Source organism: Vibrio cincinnatiensis (assembly GCF_022113815.1).
Lineage (GTDB): Bacteria > Pseudomonadota > Gammaproteobacteria > Enterobacterales > Vibrionaceae > Vibrio > Vibrio cincinnatiensis_A.
Genome location: NZ_SGOM01000001.1, coordinates 17,632 through 35,188, shown reverse-complemented (window position 1 = coordinate 35,188; position 17,557 = coordinate 17,632). Strand labels below are relative to the sequence as shown.

Here is a 17,557-nt window from a genome sequence, read left to right as displayed (position 1 = left end):
TACTTTACCAAAACTTACCCCTGTTTTAGAACAACTTAATGTTAGAAGTTACGTCTATGAGCAAATTTTTATTCGCATCACACTCCGTTACAATGGAGAGATGAGTTAATATCATCTTTCGCTTATTTGGGGATCTACTATGCCTATCACATCACAACATTCGGGTTTTGGCTATTTTATTGAAGGCATCAAACTCGCATTTTCACCGGGTATTCGACGCTTTGTTCTATTGCCACTATTTGCCAACTTACTGCTTGTTGGTGGGGCTATGTATTACTTATTTACCCACTTAGACAGCTGGATAAATCAATGGATCGACGCGCTTCCTGATTTTTTATCTTGGCTAAGTTATCTACTTTGGCCACTACTAACGTTGACTATTTTAGGCACGTTTTCCTATTTTTTTAGCACATTAGCCAATTTTATTGCCGCCCCTTTAAATGGATTACTCGCCGAAAAAGTTGAACAAAAAATCACGGGGCAAACGGTCAGTGAACAGAGTATTTGGGGCCTAATCAAAGATACCCCACGTATTTTACTTAGAGAATGCCGAAAAATGGCCTACATTATTCCAAAAGCCATTGGGTTATTTCTGTTACTGCTGATCCCAGCATTAGGGCAAACCGTGGGGCCCATATTATGGTTTATATTTACGGCATGGATGTTGTCTATCCAATATTGTGACTACCCCTTTGACAACCACAAAGTTGACTTCAATGCGATGCGACACAGTTTGAAACAAAAACAAAGCAAAGCGTATGGATTTGGAATGATCATCTCAATTCTTACCGCTATTCCTGTGCTGAATCTCTTCATTATGCCTGTTGCCGTCTGTGGTGCGACCTCAATGTGGGTAAATGAATTTAAAAATGAATATAGACCGTAATCACTCGGTAAATTTAAATCCTTAATAAGTTATAACTTTTTAGTCCTTTTACCTTCTTTAGCCACACCCTATTCTTGAACGGTATCGACTAATTATCTCCACGCATCCAATGCTAAATCTGCGTAATGAAGGAATATCACCATGAGCAAAATTTACGAAGACAACTCCCTAACTATTGGTAACACACCGCTTGTTCGTTTAAATAAAGTAAGCAAAGGCAAGGTATTAGCAAAAATTGAAGCCCGTAACCCAAGCTTTAGTGTGAAATGCCGAATTGGTGCAAACATGATTTGGGAAGCAGAAAAACAAGGTAAACTAAAAGCAGGGATAGAACTGGTTGAACCAACCAGTGGTAATACAGGGATTGCCCTCGCCTTTGTTGCCGCTGCTCGTGGTTATAAATTGACATTAACCATGCCTGAATCCATGAGCCTTGAACGCCGCAAACTACTCAAAGCATTGGGAGCAAAACTTGAGCTGACAGAAGCCGCTAAAGGAATGAAAGGAGCCATTGCTAAAGCCGAAGAAATTGTGGCCAGTAATCCAGAAAAATATCTGCTACTTCAACAGTTCGATAACCCAGCGAACCCAGAGATTCATGAAAAAACCACTGGGCCTGAAATCTGGGATGCTACAGATGGCCAAATCGATGTATTTATTGCCGGAGTCGGTACTGGCGGCACTCTCACCGGCACTAGCCGCTATATTAAAGGTGAAAAAGGCAAAGCTATTGTCTCCGTTGCTGTCGAGCCAGCGGAATCTCCCGTCATCACCCAAGCTTTAGCCGGAGAAGAAATCAAACCGGCACCACACAAAATTCAAGGTATCGGAGCCGGTTTTATTCCTGGCAACCTCGATTTAGATCTCATTGACCGAGTCGAAACGGTAACATCCGATGAAGCAATTGAAATGGCTCGTCGCCTGATGGAAGAAGAAGGCATCCTCGCGGGCATTTCTTCGGGGGCTGCGGTAGTTGCCGCCAATCGACTTGCAGAACTTCCTGAATTTGAAGGGAAAACCATTGTTACTGTGCTACCTAGTTCAGGTGAGCGTTATCTCAGCACCGCTCTATTTTCAGGCATTTTTACTGAAAAAGAAAACCAACAGTAATATGTGGTGAAATCAAATTTTCGTTTAAAAAAGCCCCGTTCAGGGGCTTTTTTGTTGATCCTTGCCCCACCTTTGGTAATATCGGGGTGTTTTATTTCTAGCTTCAAAATAAAGAAGCCAACTAGATTAAAGTCAATGGTTTTTGTCTGCTTTGAGCAACAAAAGCGATTGATTGTTTTAGACGAGGATAAGCTCTGACACGAAAATGCCGTTACTGCGCTAGCAGAAATTGGCGGTAAAGGTTAAGCTTATGCAAGTTAACAACTTACAAAAACTAAATTAATTGGGGTATAAAACATGTACGAGAAGCAAGTAGAAATCACTGCAGAAAACGGTCTTCACACTCGTCCAGCAGCACAATTTGTAAAAGAAGCAAAAGCTTTTGATGCAGACATCACCGTAACTTCAAACGGTAAAAGCGCGAGTGCAAAAAGCCTATTTAAACTTCAAACACTAGGCCTAGTAAAAGGCACTGTTGTTTCTATTTCTGCAGAAGGTCCTCAAGCTAAAGAAGCCGTTGACCACCTAGTTGCGCTAATGGACCAACTTCACTAATAGGCCTTTCCTATTTAAAAAATCAAAGCCATTTTGTTTCTAACAAAATGGCTTTATTGGAAATATGTCCGAGAATAGGCTACATATTATCGTTAGCACTAACGTCCATTTTCTCCCGTTTACAGTTGACCAATTTAAGGTAAGGCTATGATTTCAGGCATCCTAGCATCTCCTGGTATTGCTATAGGTAAAGCATTACTACTTCAAGAAGATGAAATAGTCCTAAACACAAACACCATTTCAGACGCTCAAGTTGATTCAGAGATTCAACGTTTCTATGACGCTCGCAAAAAATCTGCGGCTCAGCTTGAAGTCATCAAACAGAAAGCGCTGGAAACTTTTGGTGAAGAAAAAGAAGCCATCTTTGAAGGCCACATCATGTTGCTTGAAGATGAAGAACTAGAAGAAGAAATTTTAGCGCTCATCAAAAACGACAAACTTTCTGCTGATAATGCAATTTATACCGTCATTGAAGAACAAGCGACTGCGCTTGAATCTCTTGATGACGAATACCTAAAAGAACGCGCAACAGATATCCGCGATATCGGTTCTCGCTTTGTAAAAAATGCGCTTGGCATTCATATCGTTTCTATCAGTGATATTAATGAAGAAGTCATTCTGGTTGCTTACGACCTAACACCATCTGAAACAGCACAAATTAACCTTGACTATGTACTGGGTTTTGCCTGTGATATCGGCGGTCGTACTTCTCATACTTCTATCATGGCTCGTTCTTTAGAATTACCTGCCGTTGTGGGTACCAACAATATTACCAAACAAGTCAAGAACGGCGACATGTTGGTTTTGGATGCGATCAACAACCAAATTTTTGTTAACCCAACGGAAGCCGAGCTTGAGCAAGCAAAACAAGTTCAACAAGCTTTCTTAGCAGAAAAAGAAGAACTGGCGAAACTTAAAGATTTGCCAGCTGAAACCCTTGATGGCCATCGTGTTGAAGTATGCGGTAACATTGGCACAGTGAAAGACTGTGACGGTATTATCCGTAACGGTGGTGAAGGTGTCGGCCTTTACCGTACCGAATTCCTATTTATGGACCGTGATGCTCTGCCTACGGAAGAAGAACAGTACCAAGCTTATAAAGAAGTTGCAGAAGCGATGGATGGGCAGTCTGTTATTATCCGTACTATGGACATTGGCGGTGATAAAGACCTCCCCTACATGGACCTGCCAAAAGAAATGAACCCATTCTTAGGCTGGCGTGCAGTACGTATCAGTTTAGATCGTCGTGAAATCTTACGTGACCAATTACGCGGTGTTTTACGCGCATCTGCACATGGTAAACTGCGTATCATGTTCCCAATGATCATTTCTGTTGAAGAAATTCGTGCCCTAAAAGAAGCGATTGAAGAATACAAAGCAGAACTTCGTAGCGAAGGACTCGCCTTTGATGAAAATATCGAAATTGGCGTAATGGTAGAAACCCCAGCCGCTGCTGCGATTGCTCATCACTTAGCAAAAGAAGTCTCTTTCTTCTCTATCGGTACGAACGATCTCACCCAGTACACCCTTGCGGTTGACCGTGGTAATGAAATGATTTCTCACCTGTACAATCCACTGTCACCAGCGGTATTGACGGTTATCAAACAAGTAATTGATGCCTCTCATGCTGAAGGTAAATGGACCGGTATGTGCGGTGAGCTTGCTGGTGATGAACGAGCAACACTGTTATTGTTAGGTATGGGCTTAGACGAGTTCTCTATGAGTGGTATTTCTATTCCTAAAGTGAAGAAAGTCATTCGTAACTCAAACTTTGCTGAAGTGAAAGCAATGGCACAAGAAGCGTTATCTCTACCAACAGCGGCAGAAATTGAAGCTTGCGTTGAAAAATTCATCGCCGAGAAGTGCCAATAAGAATAATACCCCTACAATAGGTGACTATGAGCAAACTCCTTGAAGGATATAAAAATAGTCGTCTATTGTTTGGGATTGGTATACTATACTTCAACAAAATAAATCTAAACGTTAGGAGCATGACACAATGGGTCTGTTTGACAAACTTAAAAAGCTAGTCTCTGACGACAGCGCTGACGCGGGTGCAATTGATATTATCGCACCTCTCTCTGGTGAAATTGTAAACATTGAAGATGTGCCAGATGTCGTGTTTGCCGAGAAAATCGTTGGTGATGGTATTGCAATTAAACCAGCGGGTAACAAAATGGTTGCCCCTGTTAATGGTACTATCGGTAAAATCTTCGAAACTAACCACGCATTTTCTATCGAATCTGATGATGGCGTTGAGCTGTTTGTTCACTTCGGTATTGATACTGTTGAACTAAAAGGCGAAGGTTTCAAACGTATCGCTGAAGAAGGTCAATCAGTAAAAGTGGGTGACACGATTATTGAATTTGATCTTGCTCTACTTGAAGAAAAAGCAAAATCTACATTGACTCCAGTTGTTATTTCTAACATGGATGAAATTAAAGAGCTAAGCAAGTTATCTGGTTCTGTAACCGTAGGTGAAACGCCTGTTCTTCGTGTAACGAAGTAATTCAGACTATTTTACGCATTAAAACGCTGCCCACTCGGCAGCGTTTTTTATTGTCCTGTACACACTAAAGCCCAAGCGCATAACGTAAAACCTGCGCTTTAATTGGCCCCGCATGTTCCGCCCCTTTTAATAACATATTACGCATCCACTTTAAGGGAACCAAATCATTGCTGAAGGCTTTATAAAAAACATCCATCCCGGTTTGCATTAGTAAATTATCAGGACGACGTTTTCGTTCATAATGCTGAAACTGTTTCAACGTTAATTCATTGCTCTCTTTCGTCACCGCTAATAACATCGCTACGTCTTTAAAGCCTAAATTCACGCCCTGCCCAGCTAATGGATTAATGGTATGTGCCGCATCTCCGATAAGCACACAACCATTTTGAACATAACTCTGCGCATGACGGCGGGTCAAAGGGAATGATCCTCGCTGAATCACATCAATATCCCCCAGTTCTGGAGGAAAGTGGTTCAGTATCTCTTCACGTAACTGTTCAGGGCTCAAGTTCATTAACTGCTTAATTCGCCTCGGTGAATCATACCAAACCAATGACGCTTGCTGACCTTGCAGTGGTAAAAACGAACGAGGGCCAGAGGGGAAAAACTGCTGCCACGTGATATCTTGCTGCGGTTTTGCCGTCTGAACATTAATCAACATACAGTGTTGGCGATAATCCCAAGCAGTAATACCAATGTGAGCAAGTGAACGCACCTGAGAATTCGCACCATCAGCACCAAGAATCCATTCCCCAGCCAATGTCGTGCCAGACTGTAGTGTGACTTGGTGAGCTCCCGTTGATTGAAATTGGATCGTACTCAGTTTATCTGGGCAAAAAAGGACTAACTCTGGGTATTGGCTAAACTGCTCCCAAATGGCCAATTGGATCAGCCGATTTTCAACCATAAAGCCCAACTGTGCTAAACCTAAACTTTCACTAGTAAAGCGGGTACGGCATTCAGGATGCTCCCACGTTTCTAATCGGCGATAAGGACAAACGCGTTTCTGCTTCACCCCTTCCCATGCCCCAAGTTCTTCGAGTAGTGTCACCGAAGTCTGTGAAATGGCAGAAATTCGAACATCCATAACCTGATCTGGTGAAAAAACCGCTGGGGCCTCCCCTTCAACAAGAGCCACCCTCCGCCCCTGTTTGGCAAGGCCTAATGCCGCGGCTGCTCCGACCATTCCTCCACCAATGACAATCACATCAAACTGGTTCATCTTCGTCACTTTAGGTTAATTTCACTTGCAAACTATTGTACGTATTGAGGCTTTTTTTGCGAATATATTTCACCAAAAAAACCTTGTTCTCTGTAAGGAAAAACCAAGCAATAACAATGGTTGGCAGAGATTTTTGTCTATCACTAGTCAGTCACAAACGAAAGCAGTACAATACGCCGCTACCGCCGAGATGGCGGATTCCTATTTCAACGAATTATTGAACGAGCGAAAGTGAGATGAGTAAGAAACTGCTAATAAAAACCTGGGGCTGCCAGATGAACGAATACGATTCATCCAAAATGGCCGATCTGCTTAATGCAGCAAATGGCTATGAGCTGACGGAAGAGCCAGAGGAAGCAGACGTCCTACTATTGAATACCTGTTCAATCCGTGAAAAAGCTCAAGAAAAAGTCTTTCATCAACTGGGACGCTGGAAAACATTAAAAGATAAAAAACCTGGTGTAGTGATCGGCGTTGGTGGTTGTGTGGCTACCCAAGAAGGGGATCACATCCGTGAACGTGCACCATTCGTGGATGTTATTTTTGGCCCACAAACCCTGCACCGTTTGCCTGAAATGATCAGACAATCTCAATCTACCGACGCTCCGGTAATGGACATTTCTTTCCCTGAGATTGAAAAATTTGACAGCCTACCAGAACCTCGCGCAGAAGGACCAACGGCCTTTGTTTCTATCATGGAAGGGTGTTCTAAATACTGTACTTACTGCGTTGTACCTTATACTCGTGGTGAAGAAGTCAGCCGCCCAATGGACGACGTCCTGTACGAAATTGCTCAGTTAGCAGAACAAGGTGTTCGTGAAGTTAACCTGCTCGGGCAAAATGTGAATGCCTATCGTGGCCCAATGCACGATGGAACCATTTGTTCATTTGCCGAGCTACTTCGTTTAGTTGCCTCTATTGATGGTATTGACCGTATTCGTTTCACGACTAGCCACCCACTAGAGTTTACTGACGACATCATTGCCGTGTATGAAGACACCCCTGAACTGGTAAGCTTCCTGCATCTTCCCGTACAAAGTGGTAGTGATCGCATCTTAACCATGATGAAACGCCCACATACTGCGATTGAATATAAATCGATCATTCGCAAATTACGTAAAGCACGCCCTGAGATTCAAATCAGCTCAGACTTTATTGTGGGCTTCCCCGGAGAATCCGATAAAGATTTCCAAGACACCATGAAGCTGATTCGTGACGTTGATTTTGATATGAGCTTTAGCTTTATTTTTTCTCCACGACCTGGGACTCCGGCCGCTGACTATCCGTGCGACCTTTCTGAAGAGACCAAAAAAGCGCGCCTTTACGAATTACAGCAACAGATCAACAGCCAAGCCATGCGCTACTCTCGCCTAATGATGGGAACGGAGCAACGTATTTTGGTGGAAGGCCCATCGAAGAAAAACCTGATGGAACTACGTGGCCGTACTGAGAATAACCGAGTGGTTAACTTCGAAGGCCCCGCCGAACTTATCGGTCAGTTTGTTGATGTGAATATTGTCGATGTTTTCCCGAACTCATTACGTGGAGAACTCGTACGCACTGAACAAGAAATGAACCTTCGCGTCCTAATTTCGCCCTCACAAATGATGGCGAAAACTCGCCGCGAAGATGAGCTAGGCGTGGCGACTTTCACCCCATAAACGTTTATGTACTGCATAGCGCTCGGAGAAAGGAATACTCACGCTTGGTTATAGAATTCAGCACCGCTGATTCTTCCACCAAACAAGGACATAGTGTCATTGGGGGCCCGGTCATAATCGGGGCCCCACAAGTGACTGATTGAGAGGCCAATTTGAGCAATAAAGTCGTAACCTTAGAAATTAATCTTGAACCTTCTGATAACCGTCGTCTCGCCAGTTTATGCGGGCCATTCGACGATAACATCAAACATTTAGAGCGTCGATTAGGGGTGGAAATTAACCACCGCAACCACCTATTTACTATTGTCGGCAAAGCGCATACCGCCTCAGCGGCCTTAGATATTCTCAAAACCCTTTATGTGGATACCGCACCGGTTCGTGGCCAAATCCCTGATATTGAGCCAGAACAGTTGCACCTTGCTATCAAAGAAGCAGGCGTTTTAGAGCAAACGCAAGAATCGGCCATGCCCCATGGTAAAGAAGTCTTTATCAAAACGAAAAAGGGGGTGATCAAGCCACGCACGCCGAATCAAGCACAATATTTGGTCAATATGGTAACCCACGATATCAGCTTTGGTATCGGCCCAGCCGGAACCGGTAAAACGTATTTAGCCGTTGCCGCGGCAGTAGATGCACTGGAGCGACAAGAAATCCGCCGCATTCTACTCACCCGTCCTGCCGTTGAAGCGGGGGAAAAATTAGGTTTCTTACCAGGGGATCTCAGCCAAAAGGTTGATCCTTACTTACGTCCGCTGTATGACGCTCTGTTTGAAATGTTAGGGTTTGAACGAGTCGAAAAACTCATTGAGAGAAATGTAATTGAAGTAGCGCCCTTAGCTTACATGCGCGGACGGACACTCAATGATGCCTTTATCATCCTTGATGAAAGCCAGAATACGACTGTGGAACAGATGAAGATGTTCCTCACTCGGATCGGTTTTAACTCTCGCGCAGTCATCACTGGCGATGTGACCCAAATTGACTTACCTCGAGGTGCTCGTTCTGGCCTACGTCATGCCATTGAAGTACTCAGCGAGGTGGATGAAATTAGCTTTAACTTTTTCCAGTCAGACGATGTGGTTCGCCATCCGGTTGTTGCCCGCATTGTTAATGCCTATGAAAAATGGGAAGCGCAAGATCAAAAAGACCGTAAAGCTTATGAACAACGCCGACGTGAAGAACGAGAAGCTAAGGTAGAAGAGCCTAATCCTGCGGCTCCGCCATCAACCCCTGAGGAATCAAATCAATCATGAGTATTGAACTGGATTTACAAATTGCCGTTACAAACGAGCAAGGTTTGCCAAGTTTTGATGATTTTTCACACTGGCTCACCACGGCCATTACCCCATTTCAAAGCCAAGCGGAAGTCACGATTCGCGTGGTTGATCAAGGTGAAAGTCATCAGCTAAATTTAGACTATCGCGGTAAAGATAAGCCAACCAATGTACTCTCTTTCCCTTTTGAAGCTCCGCCTGAAGTGGAGCTGGATCTATTAGGTGATCTGGTCATTTGCCAACAAGTGGTCGAACAAGAAGCTCTTGAGCAAGAAAAACCGTTAATGGCTCACTGGGCGCATATGGTTGTACATGGCAGCCTTCATCTGCTAGGTTATGACCATATCGATGATCAAGAGGCTGACGAAATGGAAGCGCTTGAAACCGAAATCATGCAAAAAATGGGGTTTGATGACCCTTATTTAGCGGAGAAAAACTAAGTGTTCGGTGAAATAAATACCTTTACCGATTCACTTTATGTGAGCTATCACACATCTGATAGCATAATGAATAAGAGACACAATGAACGACGATAATTCGCCCCATTCTACTGAAGGAAAAAAAGAAAAATCTGAAGGTCCGAGTAGAAAGTCCTTCTTTGAACGCCTAGGTCAACTCTTTCAGGGTGAGCCCAAAGATCGCCAAGAGTTAGTGGATGTGATCCGAGACTCTGAAGTGAATGACCTTATCGACCATGACACCCGAGATATGCTTGAAGGGGTAATGGAGATAGCAGAGATGCGAGTGCGGGATATTATGATCCCTCGTTCACAAATGGTCACCGTTGAACGTAACGATAACCTCGACTCTCTGGTCGCTTTAATCACGGATGCACAGCACTCTCGCTATCCTGTGATTAGCGAAGACAAAGACCATGTCGAAGGCATTCTACTGGCAAAGGACTTACTCAAATACTTAGGCTCAAACAGTGCCCCGTTTGATATCGAAGAAGTCATTCGACCTGCGGTGGTGGTTCCGGAAAGTAAACGCGTTGATCGCTTACTCAAAGAGTTCCGCGAAGAACGTTACCATATGGCGATTGTCGTCGATGAATTTGGAGGCGTCTCAGGCCTCGTCACCATTGAAGATATTTTGGAAGAAATCGTCGGTGATATTGAAGACGAATTTGATGATGAAGAGCAACTCGACATTCGTAAGTTGAGCAAACACACTTATGCGGTAAAAGCGCTCACCACCATTGAATCGTTTAATGATACCTTTGGTACTGAATTTAGCGATGAAGAAGTCGATACTGTCGGGGGGTTAGTCATGACCGCATTCGGCCACTTGCCTTCTCGTGGTGAAGTAATTGAAATTGGCCATTACAGCTTTAAGGTAACCGCGGCAGATAGCCGACGAGTGGTTCAGTTACAAGTGACGATTCCTGATTTTGAAACACTTCCAGAAACTCAGGAAGAGTAAATCAATGCCTACCTTGCTCAGCCAAACCTCTGGCTGAGCACATTATTTTAGAAAGTTACCGTTGATGAAAAACTTTATTCCTCGCCTAATACGGCCACTTCTGGCCTTATGTGTAGGCGCAGCCACCACCCTAGCTTTTGCCCCTTATCAACTATGGCCATTGGCCATTCTCAGCCCATTTTTATTGTTACTGTTGATTAATCACCGCTCAACTAAACAGGCAGCGCTGATCGGTTATTGCTGGGGAGTGGGGCAATTTGGCTTTGGAATCAGTTGGGTACATGTCAGTATCGATACCTTTGGCGGATTGCCGAAAATCGCCAGTTTCTCACTCATGCTGCTTTTGGTGGGATATTTATCTTTCTATAGCGCCCTCTTCACTTGGGCACTCAATCGCTTCTTCCCTCGCTCTCATTGGCCCAAGTTTTTGCTCGCAGCTCCCGTACTTTGGTTATTCTGTGATTGGCTCCGAGGCTGGGTGATGACGGGTTTTCCTTGGTTATGGTTAGGCTATAGCCAAATAGATAGCCCATTGGCTTCTTTTGCTCCTATCGGCGGTGTCGAACTTATCACGTTGATAGTGCTTATGTGTGCAAGCGCACTCAGCTATGTATGCCTGACGCGCGCATGGCGTTTTTTGCTGATCCCTATCGCTCTCTTTTCCAGTGCGCTTACCCTCAAAGAACAAACTTGGGTCACTCCTGAACCAGAAAGAACCACTACGGTTGCCATTATTCAAGGCAATATTCAGCAGTCTCTCAAATGGCACCCCAACCAACGTTGGCCAACCATTATGAAATACACCGACCTTAGCCGAGAAAATTGGGATGCAGATATTATCATCTGGCCAGAAGCTGCGGTTCCCGCTTTTGAGTTAGAACTAGGTTCATATCTCAGCAATTTAGATTCAGCGGCTCGAATGAATAATAGCGCGGTTATTACGGGGATTTTGAACTACAACGAGCAAGGACAATACTTTAATAGTGTTTTGGCGCTAGGCAATACCCCATATGGTGACTACCGCTACGATGTAGAGCACCGTTACCATAAGCACCACTTATTGCCATTTGGTGAGTTTGTACCATTAGAAAAGTGGCTCAGACCCTTAGCCCCATTATTTAACTTACCCATGTCATCTTTTAGCCGCGGAGGATATGTTCAGCCAAATATCTTCGCAGCCGGTCATGCCTTTGCACCAGCGCTATGCTATGAAATTATTTTTAATGAACAGCTGAGAGCAAACGTGACTGAACAAACGGATTTCTTACTCACGTTATCCAATGATGCTTGGTTTGGACGTTCAAATGGGCCTCTGCAGCATATGGAAATTGCTCGAATGCGAGCCTTAGAACTGGGTAAACCATTGATTCGTTCAACCAACAATGGCATCACAGCGATTACTGATCAATACGGCAACATCACTCATCAACTTCCGCAGTTTGAAACGGGTGTTCTCAGAGCAGAAATCACCCCAACTCAAGGACAAACACCGTATCATCAGTGGGGAAGCTGGCCACTCTATGTATGGTGTGGACTAAGCTTAGTAATAAGTTTAGTCGCAACTCGTCGACACTAGACTAAATTCTCCCCCTCGAACCATTTGCTCGAGGGGTTGACTTATGGCTGCAAAGGTTGGCGACTAAATAGGGTATTCCCGCAATGTGTACAAGGTACAATTTCTGTTGGATGGTTATATTCCACCTTATGAGCACAGTTTTCACAAACTAAAACACCTAAGCCAATCATGTCTCCTGCACGGTATAAGCCTTGATGTTCTAAATCCTGAAATAATTCCACCCACTCTACCTTGGTTTTATCAGTGATTTCCAATAACCCTTGCCACAGCGTATTGGCAATCATCAAATAAAACGGCCCTTTCTTACTTTGTTCGTACTCTTCTGAAAATGCTTTTAAGTCGGCTTTAACATACGCTGAAATTAATGCTAACTCATCTTTGGTTAAATCATTGGCGGCGGCCACAACCTTACCCGATGTTTCTATAATATGGTCTACTTCCTCTGGACTTTGTTTGAGGGTTTCTATCACTTCTTCCAATAACGCCTCATAGCCTGCTTTCTCTTTTCGCATAAGTCACCTCTATCAAAACCGATTGGCTATTGTTGTGCTGTGCTGCTTTAGGTATTCTATGTCGATCTATTAGTACCTGTTCGAACAGAACTCACAAATTCCAAGATAACCGGATGTCATCGATGCAAGAGCAATATAACCCGCAAGATATTGAACAGAAAGTTCAACAGCACTGGGACAACAATAAAACCTTTGTTGTAAGTGAAGACCCAAATAAAGAAAAATTCTACTGTCTTTCTATGTTTCCTTATCCCAGTGGTCGACTGCACATGGGACATGTGCGTAACTACACTATCGGTGATGTGATCTCCCGCTTCCAACGTCTACAAGGTAAAAACGTCATGCAGCCGATCGGTTGGGATGCGTTTGGCCTACCAGCAGAAAATGCGGCCGTTAAAAATAAAACCGCACCAGCACCTTGGACGTATGAAAATATCCAGTACATGAAAAACCAACTCAAATTACTGGGTTTTGGTTACGACTGGAGCCGCGAATTTGCGACCTGCCGACCTGAATATTACCGCTGGGAACAAGAGTTTTTCACAAAGCTGTATGAAAAAGGCTTAGTGTATAAGAAAACCTCCTCCGTTAACTGGTGTCCTAATGATCAGACCGTTCTTGCTAACGAACAAGTAGAAGACGGATGCTGCTGGCGCTGTGATACACCGGTTGAGCAAAAAGAAATTCCACAATGGTTTATTAAGATTACTGCGTATGCGCAAGAGCTATTGGATGACCTCGATAACTTAGATGGTTGGCCAGATATGGTAAAAACCATGCAGCGTAACTGGATCGGCCGCTCAGAAGGGGTTGAACTTAAATTCCAAGTGAAAGATCACGAGCAGGACTTAGAAGTGTATACCACTCGTCCTGATACTTTAATGGGTGTTACTTATGTGGGCATCGCAGCTGGCCACCCTCTAGCGGTCCAAGCTGCGGCAAACAACCCACAACTGGCTGCATTTATCGACGAATGTAAAAATACCAAAGTTGCAGAAGCTGAATTGGCAACAATGGAGAAAAAAGGCATGGCCACGGGTTTAACCGCGATCCATCCTTTAAATGGCCGTGAAGTGCCTATCTATGTGGCTAACTTCGTATTAATGCATTACGGCACCGGAGCCGTCATGGCGGTTCCTGCCCATGACCAACGCGATTATGAATTTGCAACTAAATATGATTTAGACATTGTTCCTGTTATTAAACCTGCCGATGGTAGCAAGCTCGATATTAGCCAAGAAGCCTATACCGAAAAAGGCATTTTATTTGATTCCGGTGAATTTGATGGTCTGGACTTTCAAGCTGCATTTGATGCCATTTCAGCTAAATTAGCCGCTGAAGGTAAAGGAACAAAAACCGTAAATTTCCGTCTACGTGACTGGGGCGTTTCTCGCCAACGTTATTGGGGGGCACCTATCCCAATGGTAACAACCGAAGACGGTCACGTTCACCCAGTTCCAGCCGATCAACTACCAGTGATTCTGCCTGAAGATGTCACGATGGATGGTGTGACTAGCCCAATTAAAGCTGATAAAACCTGGGCTGAAACCACCTTTAACGGTGAACCTGCTCTGCGTGAAACAGATACCTTTGATACCTTTATGGAATCATCTTGGTACTATGCGCGTTACTGTTCACCACAAGCTGATGATATTCTTGATCCAGAAAAAGCCAACTATTGGTTACCAGTTGATCAATACATCGGTGGGATTGAACATGCTTGTATGCATCTCCTATACTCTCGCTTCTTCCACAAACTGCTACGTGATGCAGGTTATGTCACTTCTGATGAACCATTCAAACAGCTACTGTGCCAAGGTATGGTACTGGCTGATGCCTTCTACTACACCAATGAGAAAGGCACCAAAGAATGGGTTGCCCCTACCGAAGTGAAAGTGGAACGTGATGGGAAAGGGCGCATTGTTTCAGCGATAGATACCCAAGGCCACCAAGTTGAGCACTCTGGTATGATCAAAATGTCGAAGTCAAAAAACAACGGCATCGACCCACAAGAAATGGTGGATAAATATGGCGCAGATACAGTACGTCTATTTATGATGTTCGCCTCACCTGCTGATATGACACTAGAGTGGCAAGAATCTGGCGTTGAAGGGGCGAACCGCTTCCTAAGACGTGTTTGGAAACTAGTTGCTGAGCATACCGCTAAAGGGACCGCGGTTGCTGTAAACCCTACTGCTTTAAATACTGACCAAAAAGCGCTACGTCGTGATGTTCATAAAACCATCGCCAAAGTAACGGATGATATTGCTCGACGTCAAACCTTCAACACAGCCATCGCCGCTGTGATGGAGTTGATGAACAAACTGACAAAAGCCCCACAAGAGTCAGAACAAGATCGTGCGATTCTAGATGAAGCAACTAAAGCGATCACAGTAATGCTTTACCCTATCGCCCCACACATCTGCTTTGAAATGTGGCAAGCATTGGGTGAAACAGACATTGACCATGCCGCTTGGCCAACCTACGATGAAGCCGCATTGGTTGAAGATGAAAAGCTGATTGTTTTACAAGTTAACGGTAAGCTCCGTGGAAAACTGACCGTAGCCGCCGATGCCAGCAAAGATCAAGTGGAAGCCTTAGGCTTACAAGATGAGAACGTTAAGAAGTTTACTGACGGCTTAACTATCCGCAAAGTCATCTATGTACCAGGCAAACTACTGAACATTGTTGCGAACTAACTGACTTAATTATGGTCTGTAAACAGGGCATACTTGCCCTGTTTACTTATCTCAGCCTATCCCTAAGGGTAAGTTAAGATAAGTAAACTCACTCATGAGAACCATCGACCCATGCGTTTTAAATTTTCGTCAATATCAACCTTACCATTGCTTCTTTTAATCACCGTACTCCTGTCAGGCTGTGGCTTTCAGTTACGTGGGGATTATGATGTTCCAGACACACTCAACACCATGTCTTTAACCAGTTATGATCAATACAGCACCTTTACTCGCATTGTTAAAGGCCAACTGCGTATGAATGAAATTGAACTGGTTACACCTTCGGCCGATATCCCTAATTTACATTTGCTTAATGAAGGCACCAGTGAACGGACCTTGTCGCTTTACCAAAACACCCGTGCAGCGGAAAAAGAGCTCACCTTTCGAGCTTCGTATCAAGTCACAATTCCTGAGCTAGGCGTCAAAACATTTTCAACGAGCGTAACACGCAGTTATTTAGACAACCCACTGACTGCATTGGCTAAATCGGTCGAAAGAGAAATGATTGTTGATGAAATGCGCAAATTGGCCGCCAGTCAAATTATCCGCCAAATGGCTCGACTTAAAATTGCCATTCAAAGCGGCAACCTTGACGATACTGACATTCACCCCTCTTCCGAAGTCCCTGAAACGGTAAGAGAATTGGATAATTCAAGTGCGATTACGACCCAATAATCGAGTGTTAGCATGAGAGTGTTCGCAGATAAACTCCCCGAAACCTTAAGCCGTAACCTAGCCCCACTCTACTTGGTGCTCGGTAATGAGCCCTTGCTTCTTCAAGAATCACGGATAGCGATTGAACAGAAAGCTAAGGAACAAGGGTTTGAAGAAAAACACCAATTTACTGCAGACAGTAGCCTTGATTGGAATGAAGTCTACGATCGCTGCCAATCGATGAGCCTTTTCTCCAGCCGACAATTGATTGAAATTGATATTCCTGACAGTGGTATCAATGCTGCAATGGGAAAAACACTCAGCACATTGGCACAAAGCCTCAATCAAGATGTGCTATTAGTGATTGTCGGCAATAAACTGACTAAAGCTCAAGAAAGTAGCAGTTGGTTTAAAACCCTTAGTAGCCAAGGTTGTTGGGTCAACTGCCTAACACCTGACTTATCTCGCTTACCTCAGTTTGTGATGGCTCGCTGTAAAACTTTGGGATTACAGCCGGATGCAGAAGCGATACAGATGCTGGCACAGTGGCATGAAGGAAACCTATTTGCCTTAGCACAAAGTTTAGAAAAGCTGACGCTACTCTACCCTGATGGTCGCTTAACCTTAGTTCGCTTAGAGGAATCGCTCAGTCGACATAATCATTTTACCGCCTTCCACTGGGTTGATGCCTTATTAGAAGGGAAGGCAAATCGAGCTCAGCGAATTCTTCGCCAATTAGCATCCGAAGATGTTGAAGCCATTATTTTAATTCGAACCATTCAAAAAGAATTATTTCAATTGCTGCATATGCGTCAAACAATGAACACACAGCCTATGAATCGAGTTTTTGAACAATATCGAGTATGGCAAAATAAACGCCCCCTCTATTCTGCAGCGTTACAACGTTTGTCCATTCATCACTTACGGCATATGCTGCAATTACTGGCACAAACAGAGCAACGAGCAAAAACTCAGTACAGCCAACCTATTTGGCCATTATTGCAACAACTCAGTTTAGTATTCTGTTTACCCGAAGCAAACTTACCTTTACCGAACTAAAACCGTGGTATACTGCTGCGCTTTTTAATCACCCAATGATCAAGATTCAGAGGATACTCCCTTGTTACGCGAAGAATTAACCCATTTTCTTGCTGATAAAGCTGACGATATGAAGGCTGTTGATATTATTACTCTCGATGTACAAGGTAAATCGAGCATTACCGATTACATGATTATTTGTACTGGAACCTCAAAACGTCACGTCGCCTCAATTGCTGATCACGTGGCTAGTGAAGTCAAAAAAATCGGCGTAGAACCACTGGGTATGGACGGAGAAAATGAAGGTGAATGGGTCGTCCTTGACATGGGTTCAACCATGTTACATGTTATGCAAGAAGAACCTCGTGCTTTATACCAACTAGAAAAACTTTGGGGTTAA

16 protein-coding genes are annotated in these 17,557 nt (G+C 44.0%); 14 read left to right on the top strand and 2 right to left on the bottom strand.

Annotation, left to right across the window (positions count from 1 at the left end):
* The first annotated feature begins 139 nt into the window (after positions 1–139).
* From cysZ to crr, 5 genes are all read left to right on the top strand, one after another.
* Positions 140–886 carry a sulfate transporter CysZ gene (gene cysZ / locus EXA13_RS00155; RefSeq protein ID WP_238131315.1) on the top strand — a complete coding sequence of 249 codons (747 nt, stop codon included), beginning with the start codon at positions 140–142 and terminating at the stop codon, positions 884–886.
* A 141-nt stretch (positions 887–1,027) separates the two neighbouring features.
* Positions 1,028–1,996, top strand: a complete 969-nt coding sequence (gene cysK / locus EXA13_RS00150; protein ID WP_238131314.1) for a cysteine synthase A — start codon at positions 1,028–1,030, stop codon at positions 1,994–1,996.
* A gap of 297 nt (positions 1,997–2,293) precedes the next feature.
* Positions 2,294–2,551, top strand: coding sequence for an HPr family phosphocarrier protein (locus EXA13_RS00145; protein ID WP_004395710.1), 258 nt, complete (start codon positions 2,294–2,296; stop codon positions 2,549–2,551).
* Between the two features lie 147 nt (positions 2,552–2,698).
* A complete protein-coding gene (gene ptsI, locus EXA13_RS00140) occupies positions 2,699–4,423 on the top strand; it encodes a phosphoenolpyruvate-protein phosphotransferase PtsI (RefSeq protein WP_238131313.1) in 1,725 nt (574 codons plus the stop codon).
* A 127-nt stretch (positions 4,424–4,550) separates the two neighbouring features.
* Entirely contained in the window at positions 4,551–5,060 is a 510-nt protein-coding gene (gene crr / locus EXA13_RS00135; RefSeq protein ID WP_078926176.1) for a PTS glucose transporter subunit IIA, read from the top strand.
* Positions 5,061–5,124: 64 nt separating this feature from the next.
* Here the strand turns inward: crr and EXA13_RS00130 are convergent, their stop codons facing one another.
* Positions 5,125–6,282 (bottom strand): 2-octaprenyl-3-methyl-6-methoxy-1,4-benzoquinol hydroxylase, encoded by a 1,158-nt coding sequence (locus EXA13_RS00130; RefSeq protein ID WP_238131312.1) that lies wholly within the window; start codon positions 6,280–6,282, stop codon positions 5,125–5,127.
* Between the two features lie 236 nt (positions 6,283–6,518).
* Between EXA13_RS00130 and miaB the strand changes: the two genes are divergently transcribed.
* The 5 genes from miaB (at position 6,519) to lnt (ending at position 12,215) form a co-directional block, all read left to right on the top strand.
* Positions 6,519–7,943 carry a tRNA (N6-isopentenyl adenosine(37)-C2)-methylthiotransferase MiaB gene (miaB, locus tag EXA13_RS00125; protein ID WP_238131311.1) on the top strand — a complete coding sequence of 475 codons (1,425 nt, stop codon included), beginning with the start codon at positions 6,519–6,521 and terminating at the stop codon, positions 7,941–7,943.
* Between the two features lie 152 nt (positions 7,944–8,095).
* Positions 8,096–9,196: a PhoH family protein gene (locus tag EXA13_RS00120; protein WP_238131310.1), complete on the top strand. Its 1,101-nt coding sequence runs from the start codon at positions 8,096–8,098 to the stop codon at positions 9,194–9,196.
* Positions 9,193–9,657, top strand: coding sequence for an rRNA maturation RNase YbeY (ybeY, locus tag EXA13_RS00115; protein ID WP_238131309.1), 465 nt, complete (start codon positions 9,193–9,195; stop codon positions 9,655–9,657). Before EXA13_RS00120 ends, ybeY begins: the two co-directional genes overlap by 4 nt.
* An 82-nt stretch (positions 9,658–9,739) precedes the next feature.
* A complete protein-coding gene (gene corC, locus EXA13_RS00110) occupies positions 9,740–10,639 on the top strand; it encodes a CNNM family magnesium/cobalt transport protein CorC (protein ID WP_238131308.1) in 900 nt (299 codons plus the stop codon).
* Positions 10,640–10,703: 64 nt separating this feature from the next.
* The gene (gene lnt, locus EXA13_RS00105) at positions 10,704–12,215 is read left to right on the top strand and encodes an apolipoprotein N-acyltransferase (RefSeq protein ID WP_238131307.1); all 1,512 of its coding nucleotides are present in this window, start codon (positions 10,704–10,706) and stop codon (positions 12,213–12,215) included.
* Between the two features lie 41 nt (positions 12,216–12,256).
* Here lnt and EXA13_RS00100 read toward each other — a convergent pair whose 3' ends face one another.
* Positions 12,257–12,727 (bottom strand): zinc ribbon-containing protein, encoded by a 471-nt coding sequence (locus EXA13_RS00100; RefSeq protein ID WP_238131306.1) that lies wholly within the window; start codon positions 12,725–12,727, stop codon positions 12,257–12,259.
* Between the two features lie 122 nt (positions 12,728–12,849).
* Between EXA13_RS00100 and leuS the strand changes: the two genes are divergently transcribed.
* The 4 genes from leuS (at position 12,850) to rsfS (ending at position 17,557) form a co-directional block, all read left to right on the top strand.
* Complete coding sequence (gene leuS, locus EXA13_RS00095) at positions 12,850–15,426, top strand: leucine--tRNA ligase (protein WP_238131796.1); 2,577 nt, start codon at positions 12,850–12,852, stop codon at positions 15,424–15,426.
* 111 nt (positions 15,427–15,537) lie between these two features.
* The gene (gene lptE / locus EXA13_RS00090; protein ID WP_238131305.1) at positions 15,538–16,140 is read left to right on the top strand and encodes an LPS assembly lipoprotein LptE; all 603 of its coding nucleotides are present in this window, start codon (positions 15,538–15,540) and stop codon (positions 16,138–16,140) included.
* 12 nt (positions 16,141–16,152) lie between these two features.
* Entirely contained in the window at positions 16,153–17,178 is a 1,026-nt protein-coding gene (gene holA / locus EXA13_RS00085; RefSeq protein WP_238131304.1) for a DNA polymerase III subunit delta, read from the top strand.
* 61 nt (positions 17,179–17,239) lie between these two features.
* The gene (gene rsfS / locus EXA13_RS00080; protein ID WP_238131303.1) at positions 17,240–17,557 is read left to right on the top strand and encodes a ribosome silencing factor; all 318 of its coding nucleotides are present in this window, start codon (positions 17,240–17,242) and stop codon (positions 17,555–17,557) included.

Excerpts from the sequence above, each read along its gene's own strand:
- cysZ (WP_238131315.1), top strand. The coding sequence starts at position 140 with ATGCCTATCACATCACAACATTCGGGTTTTGGCTATTTTATTGAAGGC.
- cysK (WP_238131314.1), top strand. The coding sequence starts at position 1,028 with ATGAGCAAAATTTACGAAGACAACTCCCTAACTATTGGTAACACACCG.
- EXA13_RS00145 (WP_004395710.1), top strand. The coding sequence starts at position 2,294 with ATGTACGAGAAGCAAGTAGAAATCACTGCAGAAAACGGTCTTCACACT.
- ptsI (WP_238131313.1), top strand. The coding sequence starts at position 2,699 with ATGATTTCAGGCATCCTAGCATCTCCTGGTATTGCTATAGGTAAAGCA.
- crr (WP_078926176.1), top strand. The coding sequence starts at position 4,551 with ATGGGTCTGTTTGACAAACTTAAAAAGCTAGTCTCTGACGACAGCGCT.
- EXA13_RS00130 (WP_238131312.1), bottom strand. The coding sequence starts at position 6,282 with ATGAACCAGTTTGATGTGATTGTCATTGGTGGAGGAATGGTCGGAGCA.
- miaB (WP_238131311.1), top strand. The coding sequence starts at position 6,519 with ATGAGTAAGAAACTGCTAATAAAAACCTGGGGCTGCCAGATGAACGAA.
- ybeY (WP_238131309.1), top strand. The coding sequence starts at position 9,193 with ATGAGTATTGAACTGGATTTACAAATTGCCGTTACAAACGAGCAAGGT.
- corC (WP_238131308.1), top strand. The coding sequence starts at position 9,740 with ATGAACGACGATAATTCGCCCCATTCTACTGAAGGAAAAAAAGAAAAA.
- lnt (WP_238131307.1), top strand. The coding sequence starts at position 10,704 with ATGAAAAACTTTATTCCTCGCCTAATACGGCCACTTCTGGCCTTATGT.
- EXA13_RS00100 (WP_238131306.1), bottom strand. The coding sequence starts at position 12,727 with ATGCGAAAAGAGAAAGCAGGCTATGAGGCGTTATTGGAAGAAGTGATA.
- leuS (WP_238131796.1), top strand. The coding sequence starts at position 12,850 with ATGCAAGAGCAATATAACCCGCAAGATATTGAACAGAAAGTTCAACAG.
- lptE (WP_238131305.1), top strand. The coding sequence starts at position 15,538 with ATGCGTTTTAAATTTTCGTCAATATCAACCTTACCATTGCTTCTTTTA.
- holA (WP_238131304.1), top strand. The coding sequence starts at position 16,153 with ATGAGAGTGTTCGCAGATAAACTCCCCGAAACCTTAAGCCGTAACCTA.